This window comes from Bradyrhizobium sp. MI1.7 (genome assembly GCF_055811795.1).
This window is the reverse complement of sequence record NZ_JBVVPO010000044.1, coordinates 1-23,976: the sequence shown is the minus strand read 5'-3', so window position 1 is coordinate 23,976 and position 23,976 is coordinate 1. Positions and strand designations below refer to the sequence as shown.

Sequence of the window (23,976 nt, the reverse complement as noted above, 5' to 3'; positions counted from 1 at the left end):
GGGGCGGGCTGCGCGGTTTGCGGGGTCCCCCTCCGGTATTTCTACTTTATTATTTTTGCCGGGGCCCACCCCCCCCCCCCCGCCCCGCCGCCCCGGGGCGAGCCACCCTCTCCCACAAGGGGAGAGGGGAAGAGACCGTCCGCATCACCTCACGCCCCGTAGGTCGAGCCCTTCGGCAGCGGAAACACCGGGTCCTGCGTGCGGATGTTGGTCGGCCACACCACCGAGATGCGCTCGCCGGCGTTCTGCATCACCACCGGCGTCGAGCGCTCGTTCTGGCCCGACAGCGGCGTGCCCGGCGGGAAGAACTTGACGCCGTAGCCCTGGATGGTGCCGCCGGCGGGAATGTCGACGTCGAGCGCGGCCTTGCGGATGGCCTCGGGATCGAAGCTGCCGTATTTCTCCTTGGCGACCGGCAGCACGTTGTTGAGCAGCACCCAGGTCTGGTTGAAACCCATCGAGCAGTGTGGCGGCACTTCGGTCGCGCCGGTCCTGGCCTTGTAGCGCGTGACCATGGCGTTGGTCAGATCGCCGATGCCCGGTGCGAGCTTTGCGGGATCGAGCAATTGCGCGGGGACCGGATCGATGTTGCAGAAATTGTCGATGTCGGCGCCGAAGGTCGCGCGCAGCTTGTCGAGCTGGCTGTAGCCGGCGCCGGCGCCGAACAACATCTTGAAGCGCAATCCGCTCTCGCGCGCCTGGCGCAGGAACAGGGTGATGTCGGGGTTGTAACCGGCATGCGAGATCACGTCGGCCTTGGCGCGCTTGATTTTCGTAACGAGCACCGACAGGTCGGGCGCCGAGGCGGAGTAGCCCTCGCGCAGCACCACCTGGATGCCGGCCTGCTTGGCATAGGCCTCGTCGGCCGCCGCGACGCCGACGCCATACGGGCCGTCCTCGTGGATCAGCGCGACCTTGACGTCCTTCGGATCCATACCGAGCTTGCCTTGCGCATGCTCGGCGAGGAAGCTCGCGAAGGCCTGGCCATATTGGTCGGAATGGATCTGCGCTCGAAACACGTATTGCAGGTTCTTGTCCTTGAACACGGCGGTCGAGACCGCGGTCGTGATCCAGAGGATCTTCTTCTGCTGCTCGACCTTGGCCGCGAGCGGCACCGCATGCGAGCTCGCATAGACGCCGTTGATGATGTCGATCTTCTCCTGACTGATCAGGCGTTCGGCCTCGTTGATCGCAACGTCGGGTTTGCTCTGGGAATCCGCGGCGACCGGAGCAATCTTGGTCTTGCCGCCGACACCGCCTTTCTCGTTGACGAGATCGATCGCGATCTGCGCGCCGATTGACGAGGCGACCGAGCCGCCGGCGGCGAAGGGGCCGGTGAGGTCGTAGATCAGGCCAATGCGCAAATTCTCGGCTTGCGCCTGGGCCCGGGTCCAATCGAGGCTGAGTGCAGCGGCGGCAGCCGCAGTGCTCTTCAGCAGCTGCCTGCGTGAAGTCGGCATCCTATCCTCCCTCAAAACCCGTCTGTTGATTGGTCTTGTTATTTTTTTGCGAATTATGGGGAGCGGGACGATGGAAAGTCAACATGGCGAAAGGTCGATAGGCGGGTCATGGCGCAGAACGCAACTGCGAAGACGCATCGAGCGATCTGCCCGACTTCAGTTCGTGTCGGAGCGCATCGCCTCGAATACCGCAAAGCCTGCGCCGTCGAGCAACGGCACCACCCTCGCCAATCGGAATCCGGCCTGCTCCAGCAGGGTTCGATATTCGGCGTCGGTGCGCTCCATGCCGGAGACATTGACCAGCATCTCCATGTCGATATGGAGCACGCGCATGGCGTCGCGATGATCTGGCTCGATCCGTCGTTCGATCAGCAGAACCCGAGCATGTCCTGGCATTGCCGCGCGAACATTTCGCAGGATTGCCAGCGATTGATCGTCGTCCCAATCATGGATGATCTGCTTCAGGATGTAGGCGTCTGCGTCTGCCGGAACGGTTTCGAAGAAGCTCCCGCCGATGATCTCACATCGGTTCCTGCCTCCAATCGCCTCCAGAGAAGCACCGGCTACGACATCGGGAAGGTCGAACAGCACGCCTTGCATGGTCGGGTGATCGGCCAGAATCGTTGTGAGCGTGAAACCATGTCCGCCGCCTATATCGACGATGCGGCCGATCCCGTGAAAATCGTAGTGCTTGAGAAGTGCATTGGCCAACCGGGCGGAGCTGGTTGTCATCGTCGCGTTGAAAATCGCGGAGAGCTCGGCGTCCTCGCGCAAATAGTCGAAGATCCCCGTCCCGTGTGCGTGATCGAAGGCATGCTGGCCGGTCTGTACGGAGTGCAGAAGATGGCTCCAGGATTGCCAGTGCGACTCGCTGAGCCATAGCCGCACCACCGGACAGATCGAAGCCGGGATATCGGCGCGGAGGGTAGACCCAAGAGGTGTCAGCGCAAACTGCTTCGGAGACGTCTCGTCGAGCAGGCCGGCACCGGCCAGGAAGCGAAGCAGCCGGTAAAGCGTCGGAGCATGGCTTCCGGTCGTTGTCGCCAGATCGTCGCAATGGCGCGGGCCTGCCGCCAGGTGATCCGGAATGCCAAGCTCGACGGCAACGCGCAGGGCCTGCGAAATGCGGTACCCACCGATCAGCCTGAATATCTGGGCGAAATCTTGAGGTGCGGGAGATTGTCCGGGAGAGATGCTTGCGTCCATCTGAGATGCTCCGCTTCATCACCGGCGGGGTACATGGCGGAGGTTGCGGCAAAACGTCAACGTGACCCAAGGTCGCTACGGGCCGGCCGCGGCGCAGCATGTTTCCTGAAGGACAAAGATTCTTGAAGAACAAAGAAAAAGCCCACCGCTCGCGAACGAGCGGTGGGCCTGATGCCGGGACGAGCCGGTTACTGCGACAGCTTCACGAAGGCTGGAAACTTCAGCTTGCCTTCCGCGATCTTCTCGGGCCAGACCACGACCTGCTTGCTGTCCTGCCACTGGAAGACGAGGCCGGACACGGTCGTGGGACCGGACTTGATGCCGTGGGTGAACTCGTCGTCCTTGCCGTAGAACTGGATGCGGCCGATCGTGCCCTCGTAGTCGGTCTTCTCCAGTTCAGCGACCATCTTGTCGGGATCGGTCGAGCCCGCGCGCTTGATCGCTTCGGTGATGAAGTAGACCTCGTCATAGGCGGTGTAGCCGGTATAGGCCGGCGGCGTGCCGAACTTGGCCTTGAAGGCGGCCGCGAACGGCTTCGTCTTGGCGGTCACGGCGACATCGGGCGTCGCCACCGCGAGCGACGGCACGCCGTCGGCGGCGCCATTGGTGTCCTTCCAGAAGGTCGGGCTCAGCGCCTGCGCGCTGATGCCGAACATCGGGATCGGCACCTGCTGGTTCTTCCACTGCACCGTCGGCTGCACGCCGACATGCGAGATGCCGGTGACGATCACGTCAGGCTTCTTGCCCTCGATGTTGTTGAAGATCGGCGTGAAGTCGGTGGTATCGGGCGAGAAGCGCACATGCTCCACGACCTTCAGGCCCGCCTTGGGCAGGCAGGCCTCGTAGCCGACGTCGAGCGGCTTCGTCCAGGCGGCGTCCTCGCTCATGATCGCGACGGTCTTGAACTTGAGCTTGTCGACCAGCAGATCCTTGGCGGCATCACAGACGAGCTGGGCTTGCGCCGCCGACGTCAGATAGCCGTGGAAAGTGTACTTGTTCTTCTCGTAGTCGTTGTGGATCGCCTTGGTGATCTCGTTCGAGGCGGCGCCCGGCGTGATCAGCGGCATCTTCAGCCGCGCCGCCCAGGGTTCGAGCGCCAGCACGACCTCGCTGATATAGCTCGCGATCACGGCCGACACCTTGTCCTCGCTCACCGCGCGCTGGAAGGCTCGCACCGAGTCGGCCGACGAGCTCTTGTTGTCATAGGTGACGATCTCGACCTTGCGACCGAGAATGCCGCCCTTGGCGTTGATCTCGTCGGCAGCGATCTGCGCGCCGCCCGGGGTCGCAGCGCCCGCGATCGACTGCACTTCGGCGATGACACCGATCTTGATCGGATCGTTCGACTGCGCGTAGGCGGGGGCGGCGAGGCACAGCGCCAGCGCGGAGGTGAGGAGGCTGCTGCCGAGGATTGAAGGTCGCATGGTCGTTTCCCTTTCTATGTTTTTTATTGATGTTGACGGACTTAAAGAAAATCGGCGCCGGCTTCGCTCGCGAAGCGGCCGGGATCGCCCTCCCAGACGATGCGGGCGTGCTCCAGCACATAGACGCGGTCGGCATGCGGCAGCGCGAAGGTGACGTTCTGCTCGCCGAGCAGCACCGTGATCGCGGTGGTCTGCCGCAGCTTCGTCAGCGCCTTGGACAATTGCTCGAGGATGACGGGAGCGAGGCCCAGCGTCGGCTCGTCCAGGATCAGGATCTGCGGCTGCATCATCAACGCGCGGCCGATCGCGAGCATCTGCTGCTCGCCGCCGGAGAGCGTTTGTGCCATCTGGCCCTGGCGCTCCTTCAGGATCGGGAACAGCTCGAACAGCCAGGCGAGCTGCGCGGCGCGCTTGTCGTCGGAGAGATGCTGGCCGCCGAGATCGAGGTTTTCGCGCACGCTCATCTCGCCGAACAGCTCGCGCGATTCCGGGCATTGCACGAGGCCGCTGCGCGCGATCTTCGCCGGGCTCGTGCCACGCAACTTGTCGCCACCGCGCACGATCTCGCCGCTATAGGGCAGGAAGCCGGAGATGGTGTTGAACAGCGTGGTCTTGCCGGCGCCGTTGAGGCCGACGATTGAGACGAACTCGCCCTCGTGGACGTGGATCGAGACGTTCTCCAGCGCCTGCGCCTTGCCGTAGAACACGCTGACATTCTCGACCTGGAGCAGCGGCACCTTGTCCTTGAAGCTGGTCTCGGGCCGCGCATGGGTTTCGATGGCGCCGCCGAGATAGACCCGGCGCACCGTCTCGTTCTTCATGACGTCGTCGGCCTTGCCCGTGACGATCTCCTCTCCGAGATACATCGCGAGCACGCGGTCGACCAGCGCTGCAACGCTCTTGACGTTGTGGTCGACCAGCATCACGGCGCGGCCCTCGTCGCGAAAGCTGCGGATCAGGTCGGAGAAGACGTCGACCTCCGCCCGCGTCAGCCCGGCAAAGGGTTCGTCCACCAGCACGACCTTCGGGTCACGCGCGATCGCCTTCGCAAGCTCCAGCCGGCGCAGATCGGCGAAAGGCAGCGTCGGCGGCCGGCGGTTCATCACGCTGCCCAACCCGACGCGGTCCGCGATCCATTTGGCGCGCTCGACCAGCGCCTTGTCCGGGAACAGCATGAACAGGCTGTCCGGCAGCAGCGCGACCATGATGTTCTCCAGCACCGTCTGCCGGTTCAGCGGCCGCGAGTGCTGGAACACCATGCCAAAGCCTTTGCGCGCGATCTTGTGCGCGGGCAGGCCAGCGACGTTCTCGCCCTCGAAGATGACTTCGCCCGATGTCGGGCGCTCGATGCCCATCACGCTCTTCATCGCGGTCGACTTGCCGGAGCCGTTCGGCCCGATCAGGCCGAAGATCTCGCCGGCGTTCACCTCGAAGCCGAGGTTCTTCACCGCCGTCAATCCACCAAAGCGTTTCGTCAGGCCGCGGACGTCGAGCACGGGCCGGTTTGCGATCATATCCATCACGAGCGCGCCTCACGCGAGAGGGCCGCTCCGAGGAAGCCGCCGGGGAAGAACAGCACGACGAGCAGCGCGACCGCCGAGACGATGAAGGTCGCGAGCTCGCCGGTGGGACGCAGGAATTCACCGGCGACGATCAGGAAGATCGCGCCCAGTGCCGCGCCAAGCACGGTGCGCCGGCCGCCGAGCACGGCCGAGACGATCACGTTCACGCCGACCGCGACGTCGACGACGGTACCGACCGAGGCGGTGCCGAAATAGAACACCAGCAGCGCTCCGGATAAACCAGAGAAGAACGCGCTGACGATGAAGGCGGCAAGCTTGTGCTTGATGATGTTGAAGCCGAGCGCGCCGGCCTGCACCGGATCCTGGCCGCTGGCCTGGAGCACGAGGCCAATCGGGGATTGCGACAGGCCGTAGAGGATCGCCGCCGAGATCGTCATGAAGCCGAGCGCGATCCAGTAGTTGGCGCCGGCGTTGATGGTGATGACGTCGGGGATGGTCAGGCCGATCTCGCCGCCGGTGAGATCGGCGAACACCACGATGAAATTCTGCAACATCAACACCGCGACCAGCGTGGTTAGGCCGAAATACGGCCCGCGCACGCGCAAAGCCGGCAACGCCAGCACGAGGCCCGCGATGACGGAGGCGAGCGCCCCCAGCACGATGCAGAGATAGACCGACCAGCCGAACTGGGCATTGAGAATGCCGGCGGTGTAGGCGCCGACGCCGATCAGGAAGGTGGGCCCGAAATTGACCTCGCCCGCGAAGCCGAACAGCAGGTCCCAGGCCATCGCGAACACGCCGAAATAGAACGCGACGGTAAGCAGGCCGAGCACGTAGCCGGAGACGTAGAGCGGCAGCGTCGCCGCGATGATGACGAGCGCGACCGAGATGAAGAACAGGCGGGAGGTGAAGAAGGTGGACATCTCAGCGCCTCCCCAGAAGGCCCTGGGGCCGGATATACATCACGAACACGAGCAGCAGCAGCGCCGGAATGGTGCGGTAGGCCGGCGAGACCAGATAGGCCGTCAACGTTTCGAGATAGCCGACGACGAAGGCCGCGATCAGCGAGCCGGAGACGCTGCCGAGGCCGCCGAGCACCACGATCGAGAACGCGCTCGCCGTCAGCGGTCCGACGCTGTAGGAGCTGACGCCCAGGAACATCCCGAGCAGCACGCCGGCGATGCCGGCGAGGATCCCGTAGATCCCCCACACCACGATGTAGATGTTGGTGAGCTCGAGGCCGAGTAGCGTCACGCCGCGCGGGTTCATCGACGCCGCCAGCACCGCCTTGCCGGTGCGGGTGCGATTCACGAGCAGCCACAGCAGCGCGATGACGAGGCAGCACACGATCGCCGTAAAGATCTCGTTCTTCGGCGTGCGGACGCCGAGGATCTCGACGACTCCCTCGACGATCGGCAGCACGGTCTTGGCGTTGTTGGTAAAGAAATAGGCGATCAGCTCCTGGATCATGATGCCCCAGAGCAGCGTTCCCGTGAGGACGAAGATCTCCTTCTCCTCATTGGGGATGCGCCGGGAGTCCTGAATGGGCTTCACCACTGCGAAATAGGTCGCAAAGGCGGTGAGGAGAGCGACGGCGACCCCGATCAGTGCACCGGCATAGGTGCCGACGTTGAGAATGCTGGCAGCGGCCCAGGCCGCCACCGCTGCGGCCACCATGATGGCACCGTGGGAGAGGTTGAGCACGCCGGAGACGCCGAAGATCAGGGTGAAGCCGGTGGCACCGAGAGCGTAGAGAGCGCTGATGGCAAAGCCATCGATCAATATCTGGAAAGCTCGCATCTATGATTGGCCGGGTGGCAGCCGAGCTGCCGCTTTGAGGAAAGGTGCTGCGGAGAGCCGCATGTGGGAGCTCCCGGGAGGTGGTCCCGGGAGCATGTCCTGCTAGTTGCTGAGCTTGATGAAGCTCGGGAACTTGACGTCGACCTTGGCGACGTCCTTGGGCCAGACCGCGCTCTGCTTGCCGTCCTGCCATTGCAGCATCAGCCCGGTGATCAGGCCCTTGCCATATTTGATCGAGTGGGTGAACGGATCGTCCTTGCCGTAGAACTGGACGCGGCCGATCGTGCCTTCCCAGTCGGTCTTCTCGAGCGCGGCGACGAGCTTGTCGGCGTCGGTCGAGCCGGCGCGCTTCACCGCGTCGGCGATGTAGTAGACCTCGTCATAGGCGGTGTAGCCGGCATAGGAGGGATAATTGCCGAACTTCTTCTTGAAGTTCTCCGCGAACGGCACCGATTTCGGCGTCACCGCGACGCCGGGCCCGGAGACGCCCTGATAGAGCACACCTTCGGCCGCCTGGTTGGTGTCCTTGCCGAAGGTCTCGTTGGTTGCCTGCGAGGAGATGCCGAACATCGGGATCGGCACCTGCTGGTTCCTCCACTGCACGGTCGGCTGCACGCCCACATGGGAGATGCCGGTGATGATCACATCGGGCTTGGAGCCCTCGATCTTGTTGAAGATCGGCGTGAAGTCGGTCGTATCGGGCGAGAAGCGGATGTGGTCGAGCACCTTCAGCCCGATCTTGGGCAGGCATTCCTCGTAGCCGACGTCGAGCGGCTTGGTCCAGGCGGCGTCCTCGCTCATGATGACCGCGGTCTTCATGTGCATCCTGTCGACGAGCAGGTCCTTGGCGCCGTCGCAGACCGAGAGCGCCAGCGCGGCGGAGGTCAGATAGCCGTGGAAGGTGTATTTGTTCTTCTCGTAATCGGCGTGAACGCTCTTGCTGATCTCGTTGGAGGCGGCACCCGGCGTGACGAACGGCGTCTTCAGCCGCGAGGCCCAGGGCTCCAGCGCCAGCACGACCTCGCTGATATAGCTGGCGATGACCACGTTGACCTTGTCCTCGTTCACCGCGCGCTGGAACGCACGCACTGAATCCGCCGACGAGGAATGATTGTCGTAAGAGATGATCTCGATCTTGCGGCCGTCGACGCCGCCATTGGCGTTGATCTCGTCGGCGGCAAGCTGCGCCGCCTGCGGAATGGAGGCGCCTGCGATCGCCTGCGCTTCCGCGATCACGCCGATTTTGAGGGGATCGGCTGCAAGTGCCGCGCCTGACGCTGCCATCATCGCGCCTGTTGCGGCCGCACCGAGCGCCATTCGCAATGCAACAGAGAGTCGTTTTTTCATGTTGTTCTCTCCCTTTGAACAGGCCTCTTGTGAGCCATTATGTCGCAACTATAACGGCGACGGCATTCTCGGCAAGTGAAACCGCGTTCAGGATTGGTAGAGACGGACTAAAGTCTAGCGCTGCGTAAATTGCGGGCAGGATAGGTGCGAGACACTCATGACGCGCGCAGGCATGCAGATTCTGTCGGCGGGCATGCGTGAGCGTCGAAGCCTTCCAGCGAGCGGTAGCCTGGCTCCATCCGGGCTACAAGACGCGCAGCGATGCCGGTTCAGCGCGCTTGCAGCAACGATGGATCGAGCGGCCTCAATCGGGCCGGATCGAATGGCGACAAGTCTACACGCGTCGCATCCTTGGCGATCAGCTGCGCCAGCGCTTCGCCGGTGGCGGGCGCATTGAGGATGCCCCAGACATTATGCCCGGTCGCAACATAGAGGCCTTCGCTCCGCGGCACCTTGCCGATCAACGGCAAGCCGTCCTCAGTCACCGGTCGGAAGCAGGCCTGCTGCGCGATGATCTTTTCGGGACGAAACAGTGGCGACAGCCGTTCGCACATGATTTGCAGGCGCGCGATCGCATCGACGTCCGGCGTTACGGCCGCCGGATCGAGCGGCAGCGGCGCGATGTCCGAGAGTGCGGTGATATGCGTGCTGCCATCGGCGCGTGGAAAGACCTCGATCGACACGGCGCTGCCGTCCTCGTCATACTCCAGGAACAACGCATCGGCCGGAACGTCGGGGCCGATGTCGTACACGATGCTCGGGCTGCGCTGGCCATAAACGGCGGGCAGGCGCATCCATTGCGCGGCTAGCAGCGACCATGGTCCCATCGCGATCACGACGGCGTCCGCCTCAACGAGGCTGCCTTCGACCTCGACACCCTTCGCGGTCGTCCCATTCGCGTCGCGCGCGATGCCCGTGATGCGGCCAACGCGAAGCTTGGCGCCTTGCGCGACTGCCGCGTTCATCACGGCCGACGTAAATTTGCGGGGATGAACGATCGCAGTCGTCTGCGTCGTACCGATGCGCTGCGCGATGACGACGCCGTTGGCGAGCCAGCCGAGCGCGGATGGTGCATTCCGGCGCGGATCGCCGTCGGACGCAACAAAGCCGCTATATGCGGTCATCGGGCGATAGCCCCAATCGCCGGCGATCTCCTGCGCCAGCTGCGCGTGAAGCGCAAAGCTCCGCCGCGCGAGTGCGTCGAGCGGCGAGCCGGCGCACCAGTCACGCGCCAGACAGCCGCCGGCCTTGCCGGAGGCTGCGGCCGCGACCTCGGTCCGTTCGACCACGATGACGTCGATGCCGTGGCGCCGGAGAAACAAGGCGGTGCAGGCCCCGATCACGCCGCCGCCGCAGATGATGACGCGCATGGCTTGTTCCTTGGATAGTGCTGCGCTGATGTGCGCAACATCGCCTGTTCGGCACGATCATTCAGGCCAAGATTGCCGCTTCGCCGCTAGAGGTGCAATTCTGTCGTATATCGAATGTCGTCACTCAACGATCATGCGAGCGTCATAAAGAATCATAAAAGCGTCATGCCGCAAGCCGCCAATGGAGCAGGCGCTGGGGCGGACACTCTACGGGGAGGGTAAACCATGGCGCTCAGATTCCGCAGCATCGACGGCTCCAACAACAATCGTGTGGATCCCACCTTGAACCAGGCCGACACCGACTTTGCTCGGCTGGGGCCGGCAAATTTCGTCGATGGGGTCAATGAAATGACGCGAGGTCCGAATCCGCGTGAGATCAGCAACATTTTCGTGGCGCAGACGGATATTGGCGATGGCGAGGAAGGCCCGCATCTGGTGGATGACGCCGGCGTCGCGCTGTCAGGCATGATGTATGCGTGGGGCCAGTTCATCGATCACGATCTGGATCTGCAGAAGGAGGGCACAGGCACGGATGATATCTCGATCAAGGTCCCGGCTGATGATGAGTTTCTGCCGCCCGGCAGCATGATCCCGTTGACGCGGGTGGCGATCGATCCTGCGACGGGGGTCACCGGGCACCCGGCAGCCGCGATCAATACGGTGACGGGTTGGCTGGACGGATCGCAGATCTACGGTTCCGACGCGGCCACCGCAGCGAGCCTGCGAACGGCCGACGGCCATATGAAGGTGTCGGCGGGAGACAATCTCCCGATCGTCGAGACCGAGCACGGCAACGTCTTTGCGGCCGGTGACGTACGGGCGCAGGAGAATCCCGACCTGACCGCCTTGCAAGTCTTGTTTGTGCGCGAGCACAATTACCAGGTCGATCGACTGCACGAGGACCATCCGAACTGGAGCGGCGACAAGCTATACGAGACGGCCAAGGCCATCACCACGGCCGAGATGGTCAACATCACCTACAACGAGTTCCTGCCGCATCTGTTGGGCGAGGGCGCCATCAAGCCGTACCAAGGCTATGACCGCACGGCGGACGCGCGGATCACCGAAGAGTTTGCCGGTGCGGCCTTTCGCTTCGGTCACTCCATCGTCTCCGACGAGATCAGTGCGACCAGCAATCTGGGCGCCTTTACGTCGGAGCAGACGCTGGCGCAATCGTTCTTCGAAGACACGGCGACTTTCAAGGCGACTGGTGCGGATGGCCTGCTGCGGCATCTGTCGGGGGACCTGGCCAACCCGCTGGACGCTCACATTGTCGATGGCTTGCGAAACCTCCTGTTCGATCCTCCGGACGGCATGGATCTGGCCGCGATCAATATCCAACGCGGCCATGATCTTGGGCTGGGTACACTGAACCAAACCCGGGAGGCGCTGGGGCTTGCGCCTTACACCAGCTTCGATCAGTTCAGCTCTGATCCGGCGACGGCAGCAGCGTTCGAGAAAGCCTATGGTTCGATCGATGCCGTCGATTTGTGGGCCGGTGGATTGGCTGAGGATCATGCGCCAGGAGCCGTCATCGGGCCCACCTTCGGCATAATCATCGCCGACCAGTTCGCCGCTTTGCGCGACGGCGATCGCTACTACTTCGAGAACCAGGGCTTCGATAAGCAGACCCTGAATGAGATAAAGAACACCACGCTGTCGGACCTCATTCTGCGCGACACCGATACCACTGCGATGCAGAGCGATGCCTTCGTCGCCACCGAGCGGCACAGCGGCACGCTGGGCGGCGTAGACCCGACCGGAGAAAAGGCTGCAGCAGGCATGGCGCAGCTTGTGGTCGGATCTCCCGGCAGGGATACCCTGACCGGCGGAGATCTGGATGACACGCTGGTCGCCGCGGCCGGCCGCATGACCATGACCGGAGGTGCCGGTGCCGACACATTCGAATTCGACCTTGGTGTTCTCGCAGGTAAGCACAACACCGCGGTCATCACCGACTTCGATCCCAAACAGGACAAACTGCAATTTTCGAACGACGTTCACGTCACGAAATCATCTGACCATCATGGCGGAACGCTGTTGCAGGTCGGCTCCGAGACCATCGACCTGCTGGGCGTAAAGCCGCATGAGATGCATCTTCACGAATGGGGATAATGCTGGGTCGCTTCAAACGAGCAATACAGCATCATTCGGCGCCGGCGGGGCACGCCGGCGCCGTGTCGTGATCCTGCTCGTCCCGCGTCAGCCTGGGCCGGCGCCTTGCGTCGCCGTGTACACGGCGTAGAGCGACTGGCTCGCGGCCATGAACAGGCGGTTGCGCTTGGGGCCGCCGAAGCAGACATTGCCGCACACTTCCGGCAGGCGGATGCGGCCGAGCAGCTTGCCCGCCGGCGACCACACCGTCACACCGCTATAGCCGACGGCGCGCCCGGCGTTGCTGGAGGACCAGACATTGCCGTTGACGTCGCAGCGCAGGCCGTCGGGCCCGCACTTCACCCCGTCGATCACGCAGTCGCTGAACTTCTTCACGTTGGAGAGCTTGTTGTCGGCGCCGACGTCGAACACGAATATCTCGCCCTTGCCGCCGGGCCCGGTGTCACCCGGTCCCTTGCCGGTCGAGGCGACGTAGAGCTTCTTGTAGTCCGGTGAGAAGCATAGGCCGTTGGGATCGGGCACTTGGTCCTCGGTGACGACGAGGTCGATGCGGCCACTTGGATCGATGCGATAGCAGTTGGTGGGCAGCTCGCGCTTGCCCGGCACGAAGCCGGCCGGCTGTCCGATCCGCGGATTGAGCTTGCCGCCTGCATTGCTCGGGCCGCCCGCCACGTCGGGCTCGCCTTCATAGAGCTGGCCGCCATAGGGCGGGTCGGTGAACCAGTAGCTGCCGTCGGGATGCGCGGCGATGTCGTTCGGCGAGTTCAGGCGTTTGCCCTGGTACGAATCCGCGAGCACGGTGGCGGTACCGTCATGCTCGTAGCGCGTCACCCGCCGGGTCAGATGTTCGCAGGAAAGCTGCCGGCCCTGGAAGTCGAACGAGTTGCCGTTGGAATTGTTGGAGGGCGTGCGGAACACGCTGACGCGGCCGTCGTCCTCGGTCCAGCGCATCTGCCGGTTGTTGGGGATGTCGCTCCAGAGGAGATAACGGCCCTGCGCGCTCCAGGCCGGGCCCTCGGCCCACAACAAGCCGGTGTAGAGGCGCTTGATCGCGGTGTTGGGCTGCGCCAGATCGTCGAAGGACGGATCGACGGTGATGATGTCGGGGTCCGAGAAATAAGTCGTCGGCGCGCCGTTGGGGCCGAAATCGCGCGGCGGGGTGGTGATCGTCGTTGGCGGGGCGGCAGGTCCGGTCTGGGCCAGCGCAGGGCCGGCCACGGTCGCCGCAGCGCCGAGCGCAAGTCCCCGCACAAGTGTTCGTCGTGAAAGCGCAGCATCCTGGTCACGCTGCTCTGGGCGTTTCATCGCGTCCTCCCGGTTATGTTCGGCTGGCCGGTTGATCCGGCCGAGCGGGCGAAGGTTAGTCCGGTCCGCGGCCGGTTGCGAGGGGCAGGTGCGCATCCTCCGCGCGATGGCAGGCTTGCGAAGGCTGGAACGCGGCGGCATTGCGGCGAGGCGAGGGCAGAAGCGGCAATTCGTCCCGGTCTCGTCGTTCGGGGCATGTCGTCGCGCTTTGCGCGGTTAACCGGTGCCGTTTTTAGGACCTGTCAAGCCTTGACCTCACGCGCGATGATGGCAGAACGTTTCCGGGGTATCAGCCGGAGTTCATTGTGTTAGCCGTTGTCGCACTGGTCATTGCGCTCGCCATCGCGTTCGCCGCCGGCTATTTCACCCGCGATCTCGCCTCCCGCAAACGACGCGCGGAGGCGCGCCGCTGGCGCGAATATACCGAGCCGGGTTGGCTCCGCGCCGCCGCACCCGCCAACACCAACGAGATCGTGCCCCCGGCCACCGGCGAGCTTGGCCAGATGCTGGATCGGTGGGAGAGCAGGGCCCGCGCCCGCCGCGCGGGATAGCCTGACCGCAACGCGGGTACGGGGTGCGACATCCGGACGACCTTCCCGTATATCGCTCCGGTCTCGTGGGTCCCTCGCGCTGCCCGGCGACACCGTCGTATTTCCAGCCTACGTAATTCGGATTTGCCGTATGAGCCGCGCGATGACGGACCGGTCGTCGCGCCGTACATTGCAGATCTGGCGGCAGGTCAGTCCTCCTGACCATCTTTTGGCGTTGCGGTTGCGGCCATTTCTCGTCTAGAAACGGCGCATCGAGCCTCCCGGCAACCAACCGTCAACGGTTTTGACCGAGGATTTGAGGGCTCAAAAGGGTCTGGCAATGCTGATTCGCGGCCAAATCGATGGGATTTCGGGGGAGGTGGCTCTGGCCGCCGCCACGATCCCGGCCGCGCTGCTGCCCACCCTCCTGATTGGCGGCCTTCTTCTTACTTGCCCCTGAGGGCCGGCTGGGCGCCACGCGCCTGGGCGCTCAGGGGTTGGTCGAGATCACCGGACACCTCAAGCGCCCAGCAGACTGACGGCGCAAAAAAGCTCAAAAGGAATTTTGCAATGGCCCCCGTGAACAAGTCCGATAAGGACCGCGTCATCATTTTCGACACCACGCTGCGCGACGGCGAGCAGTGCCCCGGCGCCACCATGACGTTCGAGGAGAAGATCGAGATCGCCGAGATGCTCGACGACATGGGCGTCGACGTCATCGAGGCCGGTTTCCCGATCACCTCCGAAGGCGACTTCCAGGCCGTCAGCGAGATCGCCCGCCGCTCCAAGAACTCGGTGATCGCCGGCCTGTCGCGTGCCAACCCGAAGGACATCGACCGCTGCGCCGAAGCGGTGAAATTCGCCAGGCGCGGCCGCGTCCACACCGTGATCGCGACCTCGCCGCTGCACATGCGCGTCAAGCTGAACATGACGCCGGAGCAGGTGATGGAGCTCTCGATCGCCAACGTGACCCGCGCCCGCAACCAGATCGACGACGTCGAATGGTCGGCCGAGGACGCCACCCGCAGCGAGATGGACTATCTCTGCCGCATCGTCGAGGCCGTGATCAAGGCCGGCGCGACCACCGTCAATATCCCCGATACCGTCGGCTACACCACGCCCGAGGAATATGCCCGTTTCATGCGCACGCTGATCGAGCGCGTGCCGAACTCCGACAAGGCGGTATTCTCGGTTCATTGCCATAACGACCTCGGGATGGCCGTGGCGAATTCGCTGGCCGGCATTGCCGGCGGCGCGCGGCAGATCGAGTGCACCGTCAACGGCATCGGCGAGCGGGCTGGCAACGCTTCCCTCGAGGAAGTCGTGATGGCCATCAACGTCCGCAACGACGTGTTTCCGTGGTGGAACAAGATCGACACCACGCAGCTGACGCGCGCCTCGAAGGTCGTGTCGGCCGCAACCTCGTTCCCGGTCCAGTACAACAAGGCGATCGTCGGCCGCAACGCCTTCGCTCATGAGAGCGGCATCCATCAGGATGGCGTGCTGAAGGACGCCTCGACCTACGAGATCATGCGGCCCGAGATGGTCGGGTTGAAGCAGTCGTCGCTGGTGCTCGGCAAGCATTCCGGCCGCCACGCCTTCGTGCACAAGCTGGAGGAGATGGGCTACAAGCTCGGCGCCAACCAGCTGGAGGATGCGTTCACGCGGATGAAGGCACTGGCCGACCGCAAGAAGGACATCTACGACGAGGACATCGAGGCGCTGGTCGACGAGGAGATGGCGGCCTCCCACGACCGCATCAAGCTGACCTCGCTGACCGTGATCGCCGGCACCCACGGCCCGCAGCGCGCGACCATGAAGCTCGACGTCGACGGCCAGATCAGGATCGAGGAAGCCGAAGGAAACGGGCCGGTCGACGCGGTGTTCAACTGCATCAAGGCGCTGGTGCCGCATGAGGCAAAGCTCGAGCTGTATCAGGTCCATGCGGTGACCGAAGGCACCGACGCGCAGGCCGAAGTCTCGGTGCGGCTGTCCCATGACGGCCGTTCCATGACGGCACGCGCAGCGGATCCGGATACGCTGGTGGCCTCGGCAAAGGCCTATCTCGGCGCGCTCAACAAGATCGTCATGAAGCGCCAGCGCGATACGGTGACGACGGCAGCGGCGAGCTGACGCTTCATCCTCGTCAATTCATCGGCAAACGCGGCGTCTTTGGCGCCGCGTTTTTCGTTTGGCACACGATCCCGTCATGTGGGGGTGCATCGCAATAAATATGTTATTAACATGTCATGTTAACATTCCATTAACCGGCAGCGTCGCGCGCCCTTGCTGCTGGAGAATTTGGAATGCCCCTTTCCGCTGGTTCGATCGCCTTCACCGGTTTCAACGGTGACGGCAACGATAATTTGTCCTTTGTCGCCCTGACCGACATCCCGCAGGGCACTGTCATCAATTTCACCGACAGCAACTGGAACGGCTCCGCCTTCGCCACCGGCAGCAATGCTGAGAGCACGATCGCCTGGACCGCGACCGGCGCGATTCCCGCCGGCACCGTCATCGACATCAACAACATCGGCAAGGGCACGTTCGGCACCAGCGCCGGCTCGGCGACCTTCACCAACGCCAACAATACCGGCCTGTCCAACGACAGCGAGGTCGTCTACGCCTATGTCGGCACCTCGACGGCGCCGACCTTTCTCGCCGCGATCTCCAATGTCGGTTATGCGACCTCGGACGGCACGCTGACCGGCACCGGCCTCGTTGCCGGCCAGACCGCGGTCAGCTTCACCGGCGGCCTCGACATCGTCGGCTATAACGGCCCGCGCTCGGGCCTTGCCGGCTTTGCGGACTACCTCGCCGCGATCGGCAACTCCGCCAACTGGGCGACCCAGAACGGCAGCGGCGACCAGAGCACCGACGGCACCACGCCCGACGCGCCGTTCCCGACGACCGCCTTCACCGTTGCGGCTCCAGCCACGCAGACGATCTCGTTCTCGCCGGCGAGCGTGTCGGTCGCCGAGGGGCAGAGCGGCACCAAGACCATGACTTTCACCATTGCGCGCACCGGCGGCACCACCGGCGTGCTCAGCTTCTCCGGCAGCTTCGCCGCCGGCACCACCGATGCAGCCGATTTCGGCGGCACGCTGCCGGCCGCGACCTTCAGCGGCAGCTTCGCCGACGGTGCGTCCTCGGCGACAATCACCATCACGATCTCAGGCGACACCACCGCGGAGCCCGACGAGAGTTTTACGCTCACGCTCACCAGCGCCAGCAATCCGGGCGCGGCGGTTACGATCGGCACCGCGACGGCGACCGGCACCATCGCCAATGACGACGGCACTCTCGTCTCCGGCAACTCGTCGAACCCGATCACGCTGGCGAACAATGATCATCTGACCGTCCTCGCCGGCGCGACCCTGTCGGGCTCGACCCCGGTCACCTGGATCGGCGGCAGCACCTCGCCCGGCACACTGGTCGACAATTCCGGCACTATCACCGGCACCAGCCGCGCGATCGCCACCAGCGGTTCGACCAGCGGCAGCCTCACCATCAACAACAAGGCCGGCGCCACCATCACCGCGACCAAGGACGCTGTGAAGATCTCGAACCTGGTCTCGGGCAAGAGCGGCACCTTCACCGTCAACAACGAGGGCACGATCTCGTCGACGGGGACCGGCAGCAATGCCGGCCAGGCGCTCGATCTCGACGACATCAATTCGAGCGGCGCCAATACCGTCATCAACAACGCGGCAACCGGCGTGATCTCGGCGGCCGATGCCGACGCGATCCGGCCCGGCGCCAACGCCACCATCAACAATTACGGCCAGATCGTCAGCCACAATGCCTCGGCGGCCTCGTCCGGCAACGACGCGATCGACTTCCAGTCGGTCAACACCGGCGGCGTGGTCAACAACTACGCCGGCGGAATCATCGACGGCGCCCGCCACGCCATCACCGGCGACCAGCCGATCACCGTCAACAACGACGGCACGATCATCGGCCGCAGCGGCTCCGGCATCAACATGGACAGCGCGGCTAATACGACGACGGTCGTGACCAACCGCGGCACCATCACCGGCACGGCGGTCGGCGGTGCTGACGCCGACGGCGTCGATGTCGACGGCCTGGTCTCGATCGACAATTTCGAGACGATCGCGGCGGTCGGCCTGACCAGCGGCGCCAACGGCCTCAACGAGGCGCTCGCGATTGGCGGCGGCTTCGTCCACAACGAGGTGGGCGGCCTGATCATCAGTGACCAGCGCGCGATCACCGTGGACGACAGCAATGACGGTAGCGCCTTCGGCGTCATGACCATCATCAATGACGGCACGATCCGCGGCAACAACGGCGAGGCGATCTCGATCGTCGGCACCTTCGGCGACACCGTCATCAACACGGGCAGCATTTTCGGCAGCGTCGCCACCGACGGCGGCAACGATACGCTCACCAACAGCGGCTCCATCATCGGCGACGTCTCGATGGGCGCAGGCGACGACAGCATCAATCTCGCCACCGCTTCGATCGTCACCGGCACGATCGACGGCGGCGACGGCGTCGACACGCTGGTGCTGTCGGGAAGTGGCTCCGGTTCGCTCCTTGGCACCGTCGTCAATGTCGAGAAGCTCGACGTCCAGAGCGGCGTCTGGCGGATCAAGGACGCGGCCGGCTATTCCGACATCCAGGTCGAGAGCGGCGCGGCGGTCGTGCTGGAGGGCGCGGCCAATGGAATGGTGGTTGCCGCGGGCGCCGCGCAGCTGGTGTTCGGTCTGGCCTCGAACTCCGTGATCTCGGGCAATCAGTACATCCAGATCGGCGGCTCGGCCGACGGCACGACGATCGAGGCCGGCGGCGACCAGGATATCCTTGGCGGTGGTATCGCGACCAACACCACCGTGGACGGTGGCACCCAGAACGTCTTCGGCGTTGCGATCCAGACCACGGTCGCGAATGGCGGCTTCCAGCACGTTCACAACAATGCTTTCAACACCATCGTCAATGCCGGGGGTGAGCAGAACGTCTACATCGACGGCAGTGCGACCGGATCCACCATCAATGCCGGCGGCATCCAGATCGATTGGGGCTTCACGATCATCACGACGATCAACGGCGGCGGTCAGTACGTGTTCGGCTCGGCGAGCCTCACGACGATCAATTCGGGCCTGCAGGCCGTCGAGGGCGGCGGCACGGCCTCGGACACGACGATCCATGGCGGCGGGCAGGACGTCTATCTGGGTGGAACCGCGATCAACACCACCATGGATGGCGGCGTCCAGTCGGTCTATGGCGGCACGGTGGTCCAGACCACGATCAGCAATGGTGCCCTCCAGTATCTCCACGGCAACGCGTCGATCACGACGGTCAACGCCGGCAGCCAGCAGAGCGTCTACGCCGACGGCACGGCGACCGGTACCACGATCAATGCCGGCGGAGTCCAGGTCGATTGGGGCGCCGCCAACGCCACCATCGTCAACGGCGGCGTGCAATATGTGTATGGCAGTGCGACCGGCACGACGGTCCTGTCCGGCACGCAGTACGTGCAGGCCGGCGGCAGCGCGGATGACACCACGATCGGCTCGGGCGCGCTCGCCTTTGTCCATGCGGGCGGCACGATCGACGACGTGATCTTCGCCGGTCCCAATGCCTCGCTGGTGCTGGCCCAGGCGTCGGCCTTCACGGGAACGATCTCCGGCTGGCAGGACCATGACAGTCTCGATCTCGGCGACATCCTGTTCAGCGACGGTCTGACGTCGATGGCCTATGCGCAGAACAACGACAACACCGGCGGCACGCTGACGGTCTCCGACGGCACCCACGTCGCGACGCTGCACTTGCTCGGTCAGTACAGCGCGGCCGACTTCGCGCTGTCCTCGGACGGGCACGGCGGCACCCTGATCACCGATCCGGCGGTCGCGCAGCAGGCCCAGCTCGCGCCGGCGCTGCACGGCTGAGGTTGCGAGAGGCGTCAGCGGCGACGGCAGGGTTTCCCTGCCATCGCCCTGCGTGAGCCAGTCCGGCAGATGTCCCCTCCGGATACCGCATTTTTGCAAGCCGCCCCCTGCTAAGGGGCAATGGCGCCTGTGTCCGCTTCCCTATAATCCTGCCTTCAAGTCTTGAATCTAAGGCTTTGGGGGCGACGGTTCGTGCCCCACCAAAAAACGTGCGGGAGGAAGCATGCGGAAACTCATTTGGGCTGCGGCATCGGTTGCGGTCTTGACCGGGGCGTTGGCCCTGACCGGGCAGGCATCGGCCCAATCGCCGATCATCATCAAGTTCAGCCACGTCGTCGCCACCGACACGCCGAAGGGCAAGGCGTCGGAGAAGTTCAAGGAGCTCGCCGAGAAGTACACCGGCGGCAAGGTCAAGATCGAAGTCTATCCGAACTCGACGCTCTACAAGGACAAGGAAGAGCTCGAGGCGCTCCAGCTCGGCAGCGTGCAGATGCTGGCGCCGTCCAACTCGAAGTTCGGCCCGCTCGGCATCCGCGAATTCGAGGTGTTCGATCTGCCTTACATCCTTCCGGACCTGAAGACGCTGCGGAAGGTGACGGAAGGCCCGCTCGGCCTCCGGCTGCTCAAGCTGCTGGACTCCAAGGGCATCACCGGCCTTGCCTATTGGGACAACGGCTTCAAGCAGATGAGCGCGAACAAGAAGCTGGTTACGCCCGCCGACTACCAGGGGGTCAAGTTCCGCATCCAGTCCTCGCGCGTGCTGCAGGCCCAGTTCAAGTCGCTCGGCTCGCTGCCGCAGGTGATGGCGTTCTCGGAAGTCTATCAGGCGCTGCAGACCGGCGTGGTCGACGGCCAGGAGAACACCTGGTCGAACATCTATACGCAGAAGATGCACGAGGTGCAGAAGTACATCACCGAGACCAATCACGGCTACATCGGCTACGTTGTGATCGTGAACAAGAAGTTCTGGGACGATCTGCCGGCCGACATCCGCGACCAGCTGTCAAAGGCGATGAAGGAGGCGACCGACTTCAACAACGCGCAGTCGCAGAAGGAGAACGACGACGCGCTGGCCGAGATCAAGAAGAGCGGCAAGAGCGAGATCATCAAGCTCACGCCGCAGCAGGACGAGGCGATGCGCAAGGCGATGGAGCCGGTCTACAAGGACGCCGCAGCCCGCGTCGGCCAGCCGCTGATCGACGAGTTCCTCAAGGAATCGAAGAGCACGACGAACTGATCAGGATCGACCATCAATGAAGGGGCTTCCGTGCAGCCTGCGCGGAGGCCCTTTTTGTTGCAAAACATTTCAGTCTGCATCTGAATGGACATTCAGGGGAGTTACATCTTCGTAAGAACGCTCTCTCTGTCCAAGTTGTAAGTTGCGCGTCAGCCGTCCGGCGCTCATCCTCACCGGCATCCTTCCAGAGGAGGTCCGTATGAGGAAGTTCACCATCGCCGCCATCGCCGTGCTCAGCATCGCCGGCTCGGGCGCGGTCTATGCCCAATTTCATCGCCCGTGGATGGAGCACTTCCGCCACGTCCGCATGAACCCGGAGGACCGTGCCGCCTTCGTCGACGCGCGGATCGCCGCCGTCCATGCCGGGCTGAAGCTCAACGCCGACCAGGAGAAGCTGTGGCCGCCGGTCGAGGCCGCCGTGCGCGACTTCGCCAAGCTGCGCATCGACCGCGCCAACGCGCGGATGAATGCCGGCCCGGGTGACGCCGGCAAGAACGCCGACAAGCCCGAGGATCCGGTCGCCCGCCTGCGCCAGCGCGCCGAGGACATGGGCGCGACCTCCGCCGCCCTGAAGAAGATCGCCGATGCCGCCGATCCGCTCTACAAGACGCTCGACGAGGGCCAGAAGCGGCGCCTTGCCGTGCTGACCCGCCACCGTGGCCCGTTCGGCGGCGGTGGGGATGGCCCGTCCCGACACTTCATGGAACGGGGCATGGACCGCATGATGGAGCGCGGCATGGACCGCTTCCACGGCGACCGTTTCGACCGTGACGGCGGCCCGGACCGGGATCGCGAGGGCCGGCTCTGAGCCTCCCCGTATTTCCCGAGGAATTAACCCCGGGATTGGCCCTGGCGAAGCCGCTGGAATCCAGCGGCTTTTCGCATTTTCGGGCCTGTGGAAGAACCTTGGAAAACATGCGCCACATCGCTTGCCATACCCGGATCGCTTTGCTAAACGACCGGCCTCGCAAGGCATTGACCGCCTTTCGGGCGCATAGCTCAGTTGGTAGAGCAGCTGACTCTTAATCAGCGGGTCCCAGGTTCGAGCCCTGGTGCGCCCACCATATAAATCAAGCACTTAGCATCTGGCTTGGTAGAGTAGGCGACCTCGTTTTACAGGTCGTTTTACAGTTTTGTTCTCGCTTCGAGCTTGAGTACCGCAGCTTCTGCAAGCTGAATGTCGCGACCAAGATAGTGCGCGTCCAGAATGGCCTCGACGTCCTTTAACGAGTGGCCGGTCACAGCCGCGATCTGCGGTACGCTCGCGCCAGCGATCGCCAGCCGAACCACTGCGGTGCCCCTCAAATCGTGAAACGTCAGGTCGCCAATGCCCGCCCGTTCGCAGGCCTTTGCCCACGATGTTCGAAAGCCGTCGGAAGTCCAGGGCCGGCCGAGCGTGTTCGTCAGGATAAGAGGTCCCCGACGCTGCGTGGTGTCCAGCAGAGCTCTCAAGGGAGTGCCGGCAGGCATCACTACGCGGCGCCCGCCTTTCGACTGGCGGAGACGAATATGAGGGCTCTCGTAGGCTGACCAAGGTAAGCGCAAAAGGTCGCCTTGTCGTTGACCGCTCCATAAAGCCAAGATCAGCGCCAACCTGATCTCTTCAGATGCAACTGATAGAACTGCGGCAATGTCCTGCTCGGTCCAGATCTTGTCGCGGCGGTCTGCGACGTAGAGCCGACCACCACGCTCGCAAGGATTGCTGGTGATAATGCCGCGATCTTTCGCGAAGGACAGAATGCGCGCCAACACCGTCCAGGCGAGATCAGCCTTGCGCGGCGTGTTGGCGAATTTGTCGCGCCAGCCTTTGAAGTCGCCGCGAATCCTGTGATCGGCGAGAGCGGCGATCGGCAGGTCAGCGAATTCTTCTTCAATGAGTTTGATGTACCTCAGATAATCGCGGCGAGTGGACGCTGCGATCTTGGTGAATTCCGGTGCCGCCTTGTATCGCGCGATGATTGACATGAAGGTGCCGCCGCGTGGCTGCCGTAAGTTCGAATGCGCCTCCTGGTATTGCTGGACGAAATCAGGGGTGCCTGGTTCTGCCTTGATCTGGGGGCCGCCGCGATAGGCGTAATAGTACGTCTTTGGTTCGCCGCTTGAGAGCGTCACCTTTACTTTATGAATCCCTTTGAGATTGACGCGCACGCTTTGCTCTCCACTCGTCCAGCGCGGATGTCGCAACGTCCGGAGTTTGAGTTCTGAGTAGTCCACTCAGCGAGTCTAACGCGAGATCGATCGCTTTCAAGTCCCATCGCGACGTGCCAGAAAGAGCAGAGGGTAGTCTTCCGATTTTTACCCAGTTCGAGAAGGTGCTGACTGACAGACCACAGTATGAGGCAGCTTGGTCACGCGACACCAGGCGCTGGCCAATACCGCCCCGAACAGAATCCATCGGAATTATCCAGTCGTGACAGCACCACGCCGAGGTAATTGGAAGATCGCACTTTCGCTGGCTGGCGCAACTGCAAGCACCGGCACGGAGATCAAGCTGCAGCCTTGTAGGAATGCGATCACGCAAGAAGAATCAAGCCAGATCAGGCGGCTCACATTGTCTTGAGATGCGACGAAATCCGTCGATCGCCGAAGATGGCGATCCTGGATCGGCTCACTCTCCCCGCCGCTGTCTCACTGATTCTGATTTGGGTGCGCGTGCGGTTGTCGCCGCATCGGGCTCTCGTGTTGGGGTGGACGGCCCCCTTCCGCCGGTCTGCGTGGCAGGATGGGGTCGTCGATGACCTCAAACGAAG

The 23,976-nt window shown here is 63.7% G+C and carries 16 protein-coding genes and 1 tRNA gene; 7 read left to right on the top strand and 10 right to left on the bottom strand.

Features of this window, described 5'->3' with window-relative positions; all coding sequences use genetic code 11:
- Window positions 1–149: 149 nt before the first annotated feature.
- The 8 genes from AC0L3X_RS31285 to AC0L3X_RS31250 form a co-directional block, all read right to left on the bottom strand.
- The gene (locus AC0L3X_RS31285; RefSeq protein WP_063981670.1) at window positions 150–1,460 is read right to left on the bottom strand and encodes an ABC transporter substrate-binding protein; all 1,311 of its coding nucleotides are present in this window, start codon (window positions 1,458–1,460) and stop codon (window positions 150–152) included.
- A gap of 156 nt (window positions 1,461–1,616) precedes the next feature.
- The gene (locus AC0L3X_RS31280; RefSeq protein ID WP_063981671.1) at window positions 1,617–2,666 is read right to left on the bottom strand and encodes a methyltransferase; all 1,050 of its coding nucleotides are present in this window, start codon (window positions 2,664–2,666) and stop codon (window positions 1,617–1,619) included.
- Between the two features lie 188 nt (window positions 2,667–2,854).
- A complete protein-coding gene (locus AC0L3X_RS31275; protein WP_063981672.1) occupies window positions 2,855–4,090 on the bottom strand; it encodes an ABC transporter substrate-binding protein in 1,236 nt (411 codons plus the stop codon).
- A gap of 41 nt (window positions 4,091–4,131) precedes the next feature.
- Window positions 4,132–5,610 carry an ATP-binding cassette domain-containing protein gene (locus AC0L3X_RS31270; protein WP_063981673.1) on the bottom strand — a complete coding sequence of 493 codons (1,479 nt, stop codon included), beginning with the start codon at window positions 5,608–5,610 and terminating at the stop codon, window positions 4,132–4,134.
- Window positions 5,610–6,536, bottom strand: a complete 927-nt coding sequence (locus AC0L3X_RS31265) for a branched-chain amino acid ABC transporter permease (RefSeq protein WP_063981674.1) — start codon at window positions 6,534–6,536, stop codon at window positions 5,610–5,612. Before AC0L3X_RS31265 ends, AC0L3X_RS31270 begins: the two co-directional genes overlap by 1 nt.
- A gap of 1 nt (window position 6,537) precedes the next feature.
- Complete coding sequence (locus AC0L3X_RS31260; protein WP_063981675.1) at window positions 6,538–7,413, bottom strand: branched-chain amino acid ABC transporter permease; 876 nt, start codon at window positions 7,411–7,413, stop codon at window positions 6,538–6,540.
- A gap of 102 nt (window positions 7,414–7,515) precedes the next feature.
- Window positions 7,516–8,730 carry an ABC transporter substrate-binding protein gene (locus tag AC0L3X_RS31255; RefSeq protein WP_473317101.1) on the bottom strand — a complete coding sequence of 405 codons (1,215 nt, stop codon included), beginning with the start codon at window positions 8,728–8,730 and terminating at the stop codon, window positions 7,516–7,518.
- A 299-nt stretch (window positions 8,731–9,029) separates the two neighbouring features.
- Window positions 9,030–10,130: an NAD(P)/FAD-dependent oxidoreductase gene (locus tag AC0L3X_RS31250; protein ID WP_063981677.1), complete on the bottom strand. Its 1,101-nt coding sequence runs from the start codon at window positions 10,128–10,130 to the stop codon at window positions 9,030–9,032.
- A gap of 225 nt (window positions 10,131–10,355) precedes the next feature.
- On the opposite strand from AC0L3X_RS31250, the gene AC0L3X_RS31245 reads away from it, so the two are divergent.
- The gene (locus AC0L3X_RS31245) at window positions 10,356–12,245 is read left to right on the top strand and encodes a peroxidase family protein (RefSeq protein ID WP_063981678.1); all 1,890 of its coding nucleotides are present in this window, start codon (window positions 10,356–10,358) and stop codon (window positions 12,243–12,245) included.
- 87 nt (window positions 12,246–12,332) lie between these two features.
- Here AC0L3X_RS31245 and AC0L3X_RS31240 read toward each other — a convergent pair whose 3' ends face one another.
- Window positions 12,333–13,550 carry an SMP-30/gluconolactonase/LRE family protein gene (locus AC0L3X_RS31240; protein WP_063981679.1) on the bottom strand — a complete coding sequence of 406 codons (1,218 nt, stop codon included), beginning with the start codon at window positions 13,548–13,550 and terminating at the stop codon, window positions 12,333–12,335.
- Between the two features lie 305 nt (window positions 13,551–13,855).
- Between AC0L3X_RS31240 and AC0L3X_RS31235 the strand changes: the two genes are divergently transcribed.
- From AC0L3X_RS31235 to AC0L3X_RS31210, 6 genes are all read left to right on the top strand, one after another.
- Entirely contained in the window at window positions 13,856–14,101 is a 246-nt protein-coding gene (locus tag AC0L3X_RS31235; RefSeq protein ID WP_063981680.1) for a hypothetical protein, read from the top strand.
- 549 nt (window positions 14,102–14,650) lie between these two features.
- Entirely contained in the window at window positions 14,651–16,213 is a 1,563-nt protein-coding gene (locus AC0L3X_RS31230) for a 2-isopropylmalate synthase (RefSeq protein ID WP_063981681.1), read from the top strand.
- A gap of 173 nt (window positions 16,214–16,386) precedes the next feature.
- Entirely contained in the window at window positions 16,387–19,989 is a 3,603-nt protein-coding gene (locus AC0L3X_RS31225; RefSeq protein WP_473317093.1) for a beta strand repeat-containing protein, read from the top strand.
- A 223-nt stretch (window positions 19,990–20,212) separates the two neighbouring features.
- Complete coding sequence (locus AC0L3X_RS31220) at window positions 20,213–21,226, top strand: TRAP transporter substrate-binding protein (protein WP_473317092.1); 1,014 nt, start codon at window positions 20,213–20,215, stop codon at window positions 21,224–21,226.
- Between the two features lie 199 nt (window positions 21,227–21,425).
- The gene (locus tag AC0L3X_RS31215) at window positions 21,426–22,034 is read left to right on the top strand and encodes a Spy/CpxP family protein refolding chaperone (RefSeq protein WP_155794966.1); all 609 of its coding nucleotides are present in this window, start codon (window positions 21,426–21,428) and stop codon (window positions 22,032–22,034) included.
- Window positions 22,035–22,214: 180 nt separating this feature from the next.
- Window positions 22,215–22,290, top strand: a tRNA-Lys gene (locus AC0L3X_RS31210).
- Between the two features lie 61 nt (window positions 22,291–22,351).
- On the opposite strand, the gene AC0L3X_RS31205 is transcribed toward AC0L3X_RS31210, so the two are convergent.
- Window positions 22,352–23,374 carry a tyrosine-type recombinase/integrase gene (locus tag AC0L3X_RS31205; RefSeq protein WP_441279945.1) on the bottom strand — a complete coding sequence of 341 codons (1,023 nt, stop codon included), beginning with the start codon at window positions 23,372–23,374 and terminating at the stop codon, window positions 22,352–22,354.
- Between the last annotated feature and the right edge of the window lie 602 nt (window positions 23,375–23,976).

What these genes read in the sequence shown, in the direction of transcription:
- AC0L3X_RS31285 (WP_063981670.1), bottom strand. Translation starts at nt 1,460, where the DNA reads ATGCCGACTTCACGCAGGCAGCTGCTGAAGAGCACTGCGGCTGCCGCC.
- AC0L3X_RS31280 (WP_063981671.1), bottom strand. Translation starts at nt 2,666, where the DNA reads ATGGACGCAAGCATCTCTCCCGGACAATCTCCCGCACCTCAAGATTTC.
- AC0L3X_RS31275 (WP_063981672.1), bottom strand. Translation starts at nt 4,090, where the DNA reads ATGCGACCTTCAATCCTCGGCAGCAGCCTCCTCACCTCCGCGCTGGCG.
- AC0L3X_RS31270 (WP_063981673.1), bottom strand. Translation starts at nt 5,610, where the DNA reads ATGGATATGATCGCAAACCGGCCCGTGCTCGACGTCCGCGGCCTGACG.
- AC0L3X_RS31265 (WP_063981674.1), bottom strand. Translation starts at nt 6,536, where the DNA reads ATGTCCACCTTCTTCACCTCCCGCCTGTTCTTCATCTCGGTCGCGCTC.
- AC0L3X_RS31260 (WP_063981675.1), bottom strand. Translation starts at nt 7,413, where the DNA reads ATGCGAGCTTTCCAGATATTGATCGATGGCTTTGCCATCAGCGCTCTC.
- AC0L3X_RS31255 (WP_473317101.1), bottom strand. Translation starts at nt 8,730, where the DNA reads ATGGCGCTCGGTGCGGCCGCAACAGGCGCGATGATGGCAGCGTCAGGC.
- AC0L3X_RS31250 (WP_063981677.1), bottom strand. Translation starts at nt 10,130, where the DNA reads ATGCGCGTCATCATCTGCGGCGGCGGCGTGATCGGGGCCTGCACCGCC.
- AC0L3X_RS31245 (WP_063981678.1), top strand. Translation starts at nt 10,356, where the DNA reads ATGGCGCTCAGATTCCGCAGCATCGACGGCTCCAACAACAATCGTGTG.
- AC0L3X_RS31240 (WP_063981679.1), bottom strand. Translation starts at nt 13,550, where the DNA reads ATGAAACGCCCAGAGCAGCGTGACCAGGATGCTGCGCTTTCACGACGA.
- AC0L3X_RS31230 (WP_063981681.1), top strand. Translation starts at nt 14,651, where the DNA reads ATGGCCCCCGTGAACAAGTCCGATAAGGACCGCGTCATCATTTTCGAC.
- AC0L3X_RS31225 (WP_473317093.1), top strand. Translation starts at nt 16,387, where the DNA reads ATGCCCCTTTCCGCTGGTTCGATCGCCTTCACCGGTTTCAACGGTGAC.
- AC0L3X_RS31220 (WP_473317092.1), top strand. Translation starts at nt 20,213, where the DNA reads ATGCGGAAACTCATTTGGGCTGCGGCATCGGTTGCGGTCTTGACCGGG.
- AC0L3X_RS31215 (WP_155794966.1), top strand. Translation starts at nt 21,426, where the DNA reads ATGAGGAAGTTCACCATCGCCGCCATCGCCGTGCTCAGCATCGCCGGC.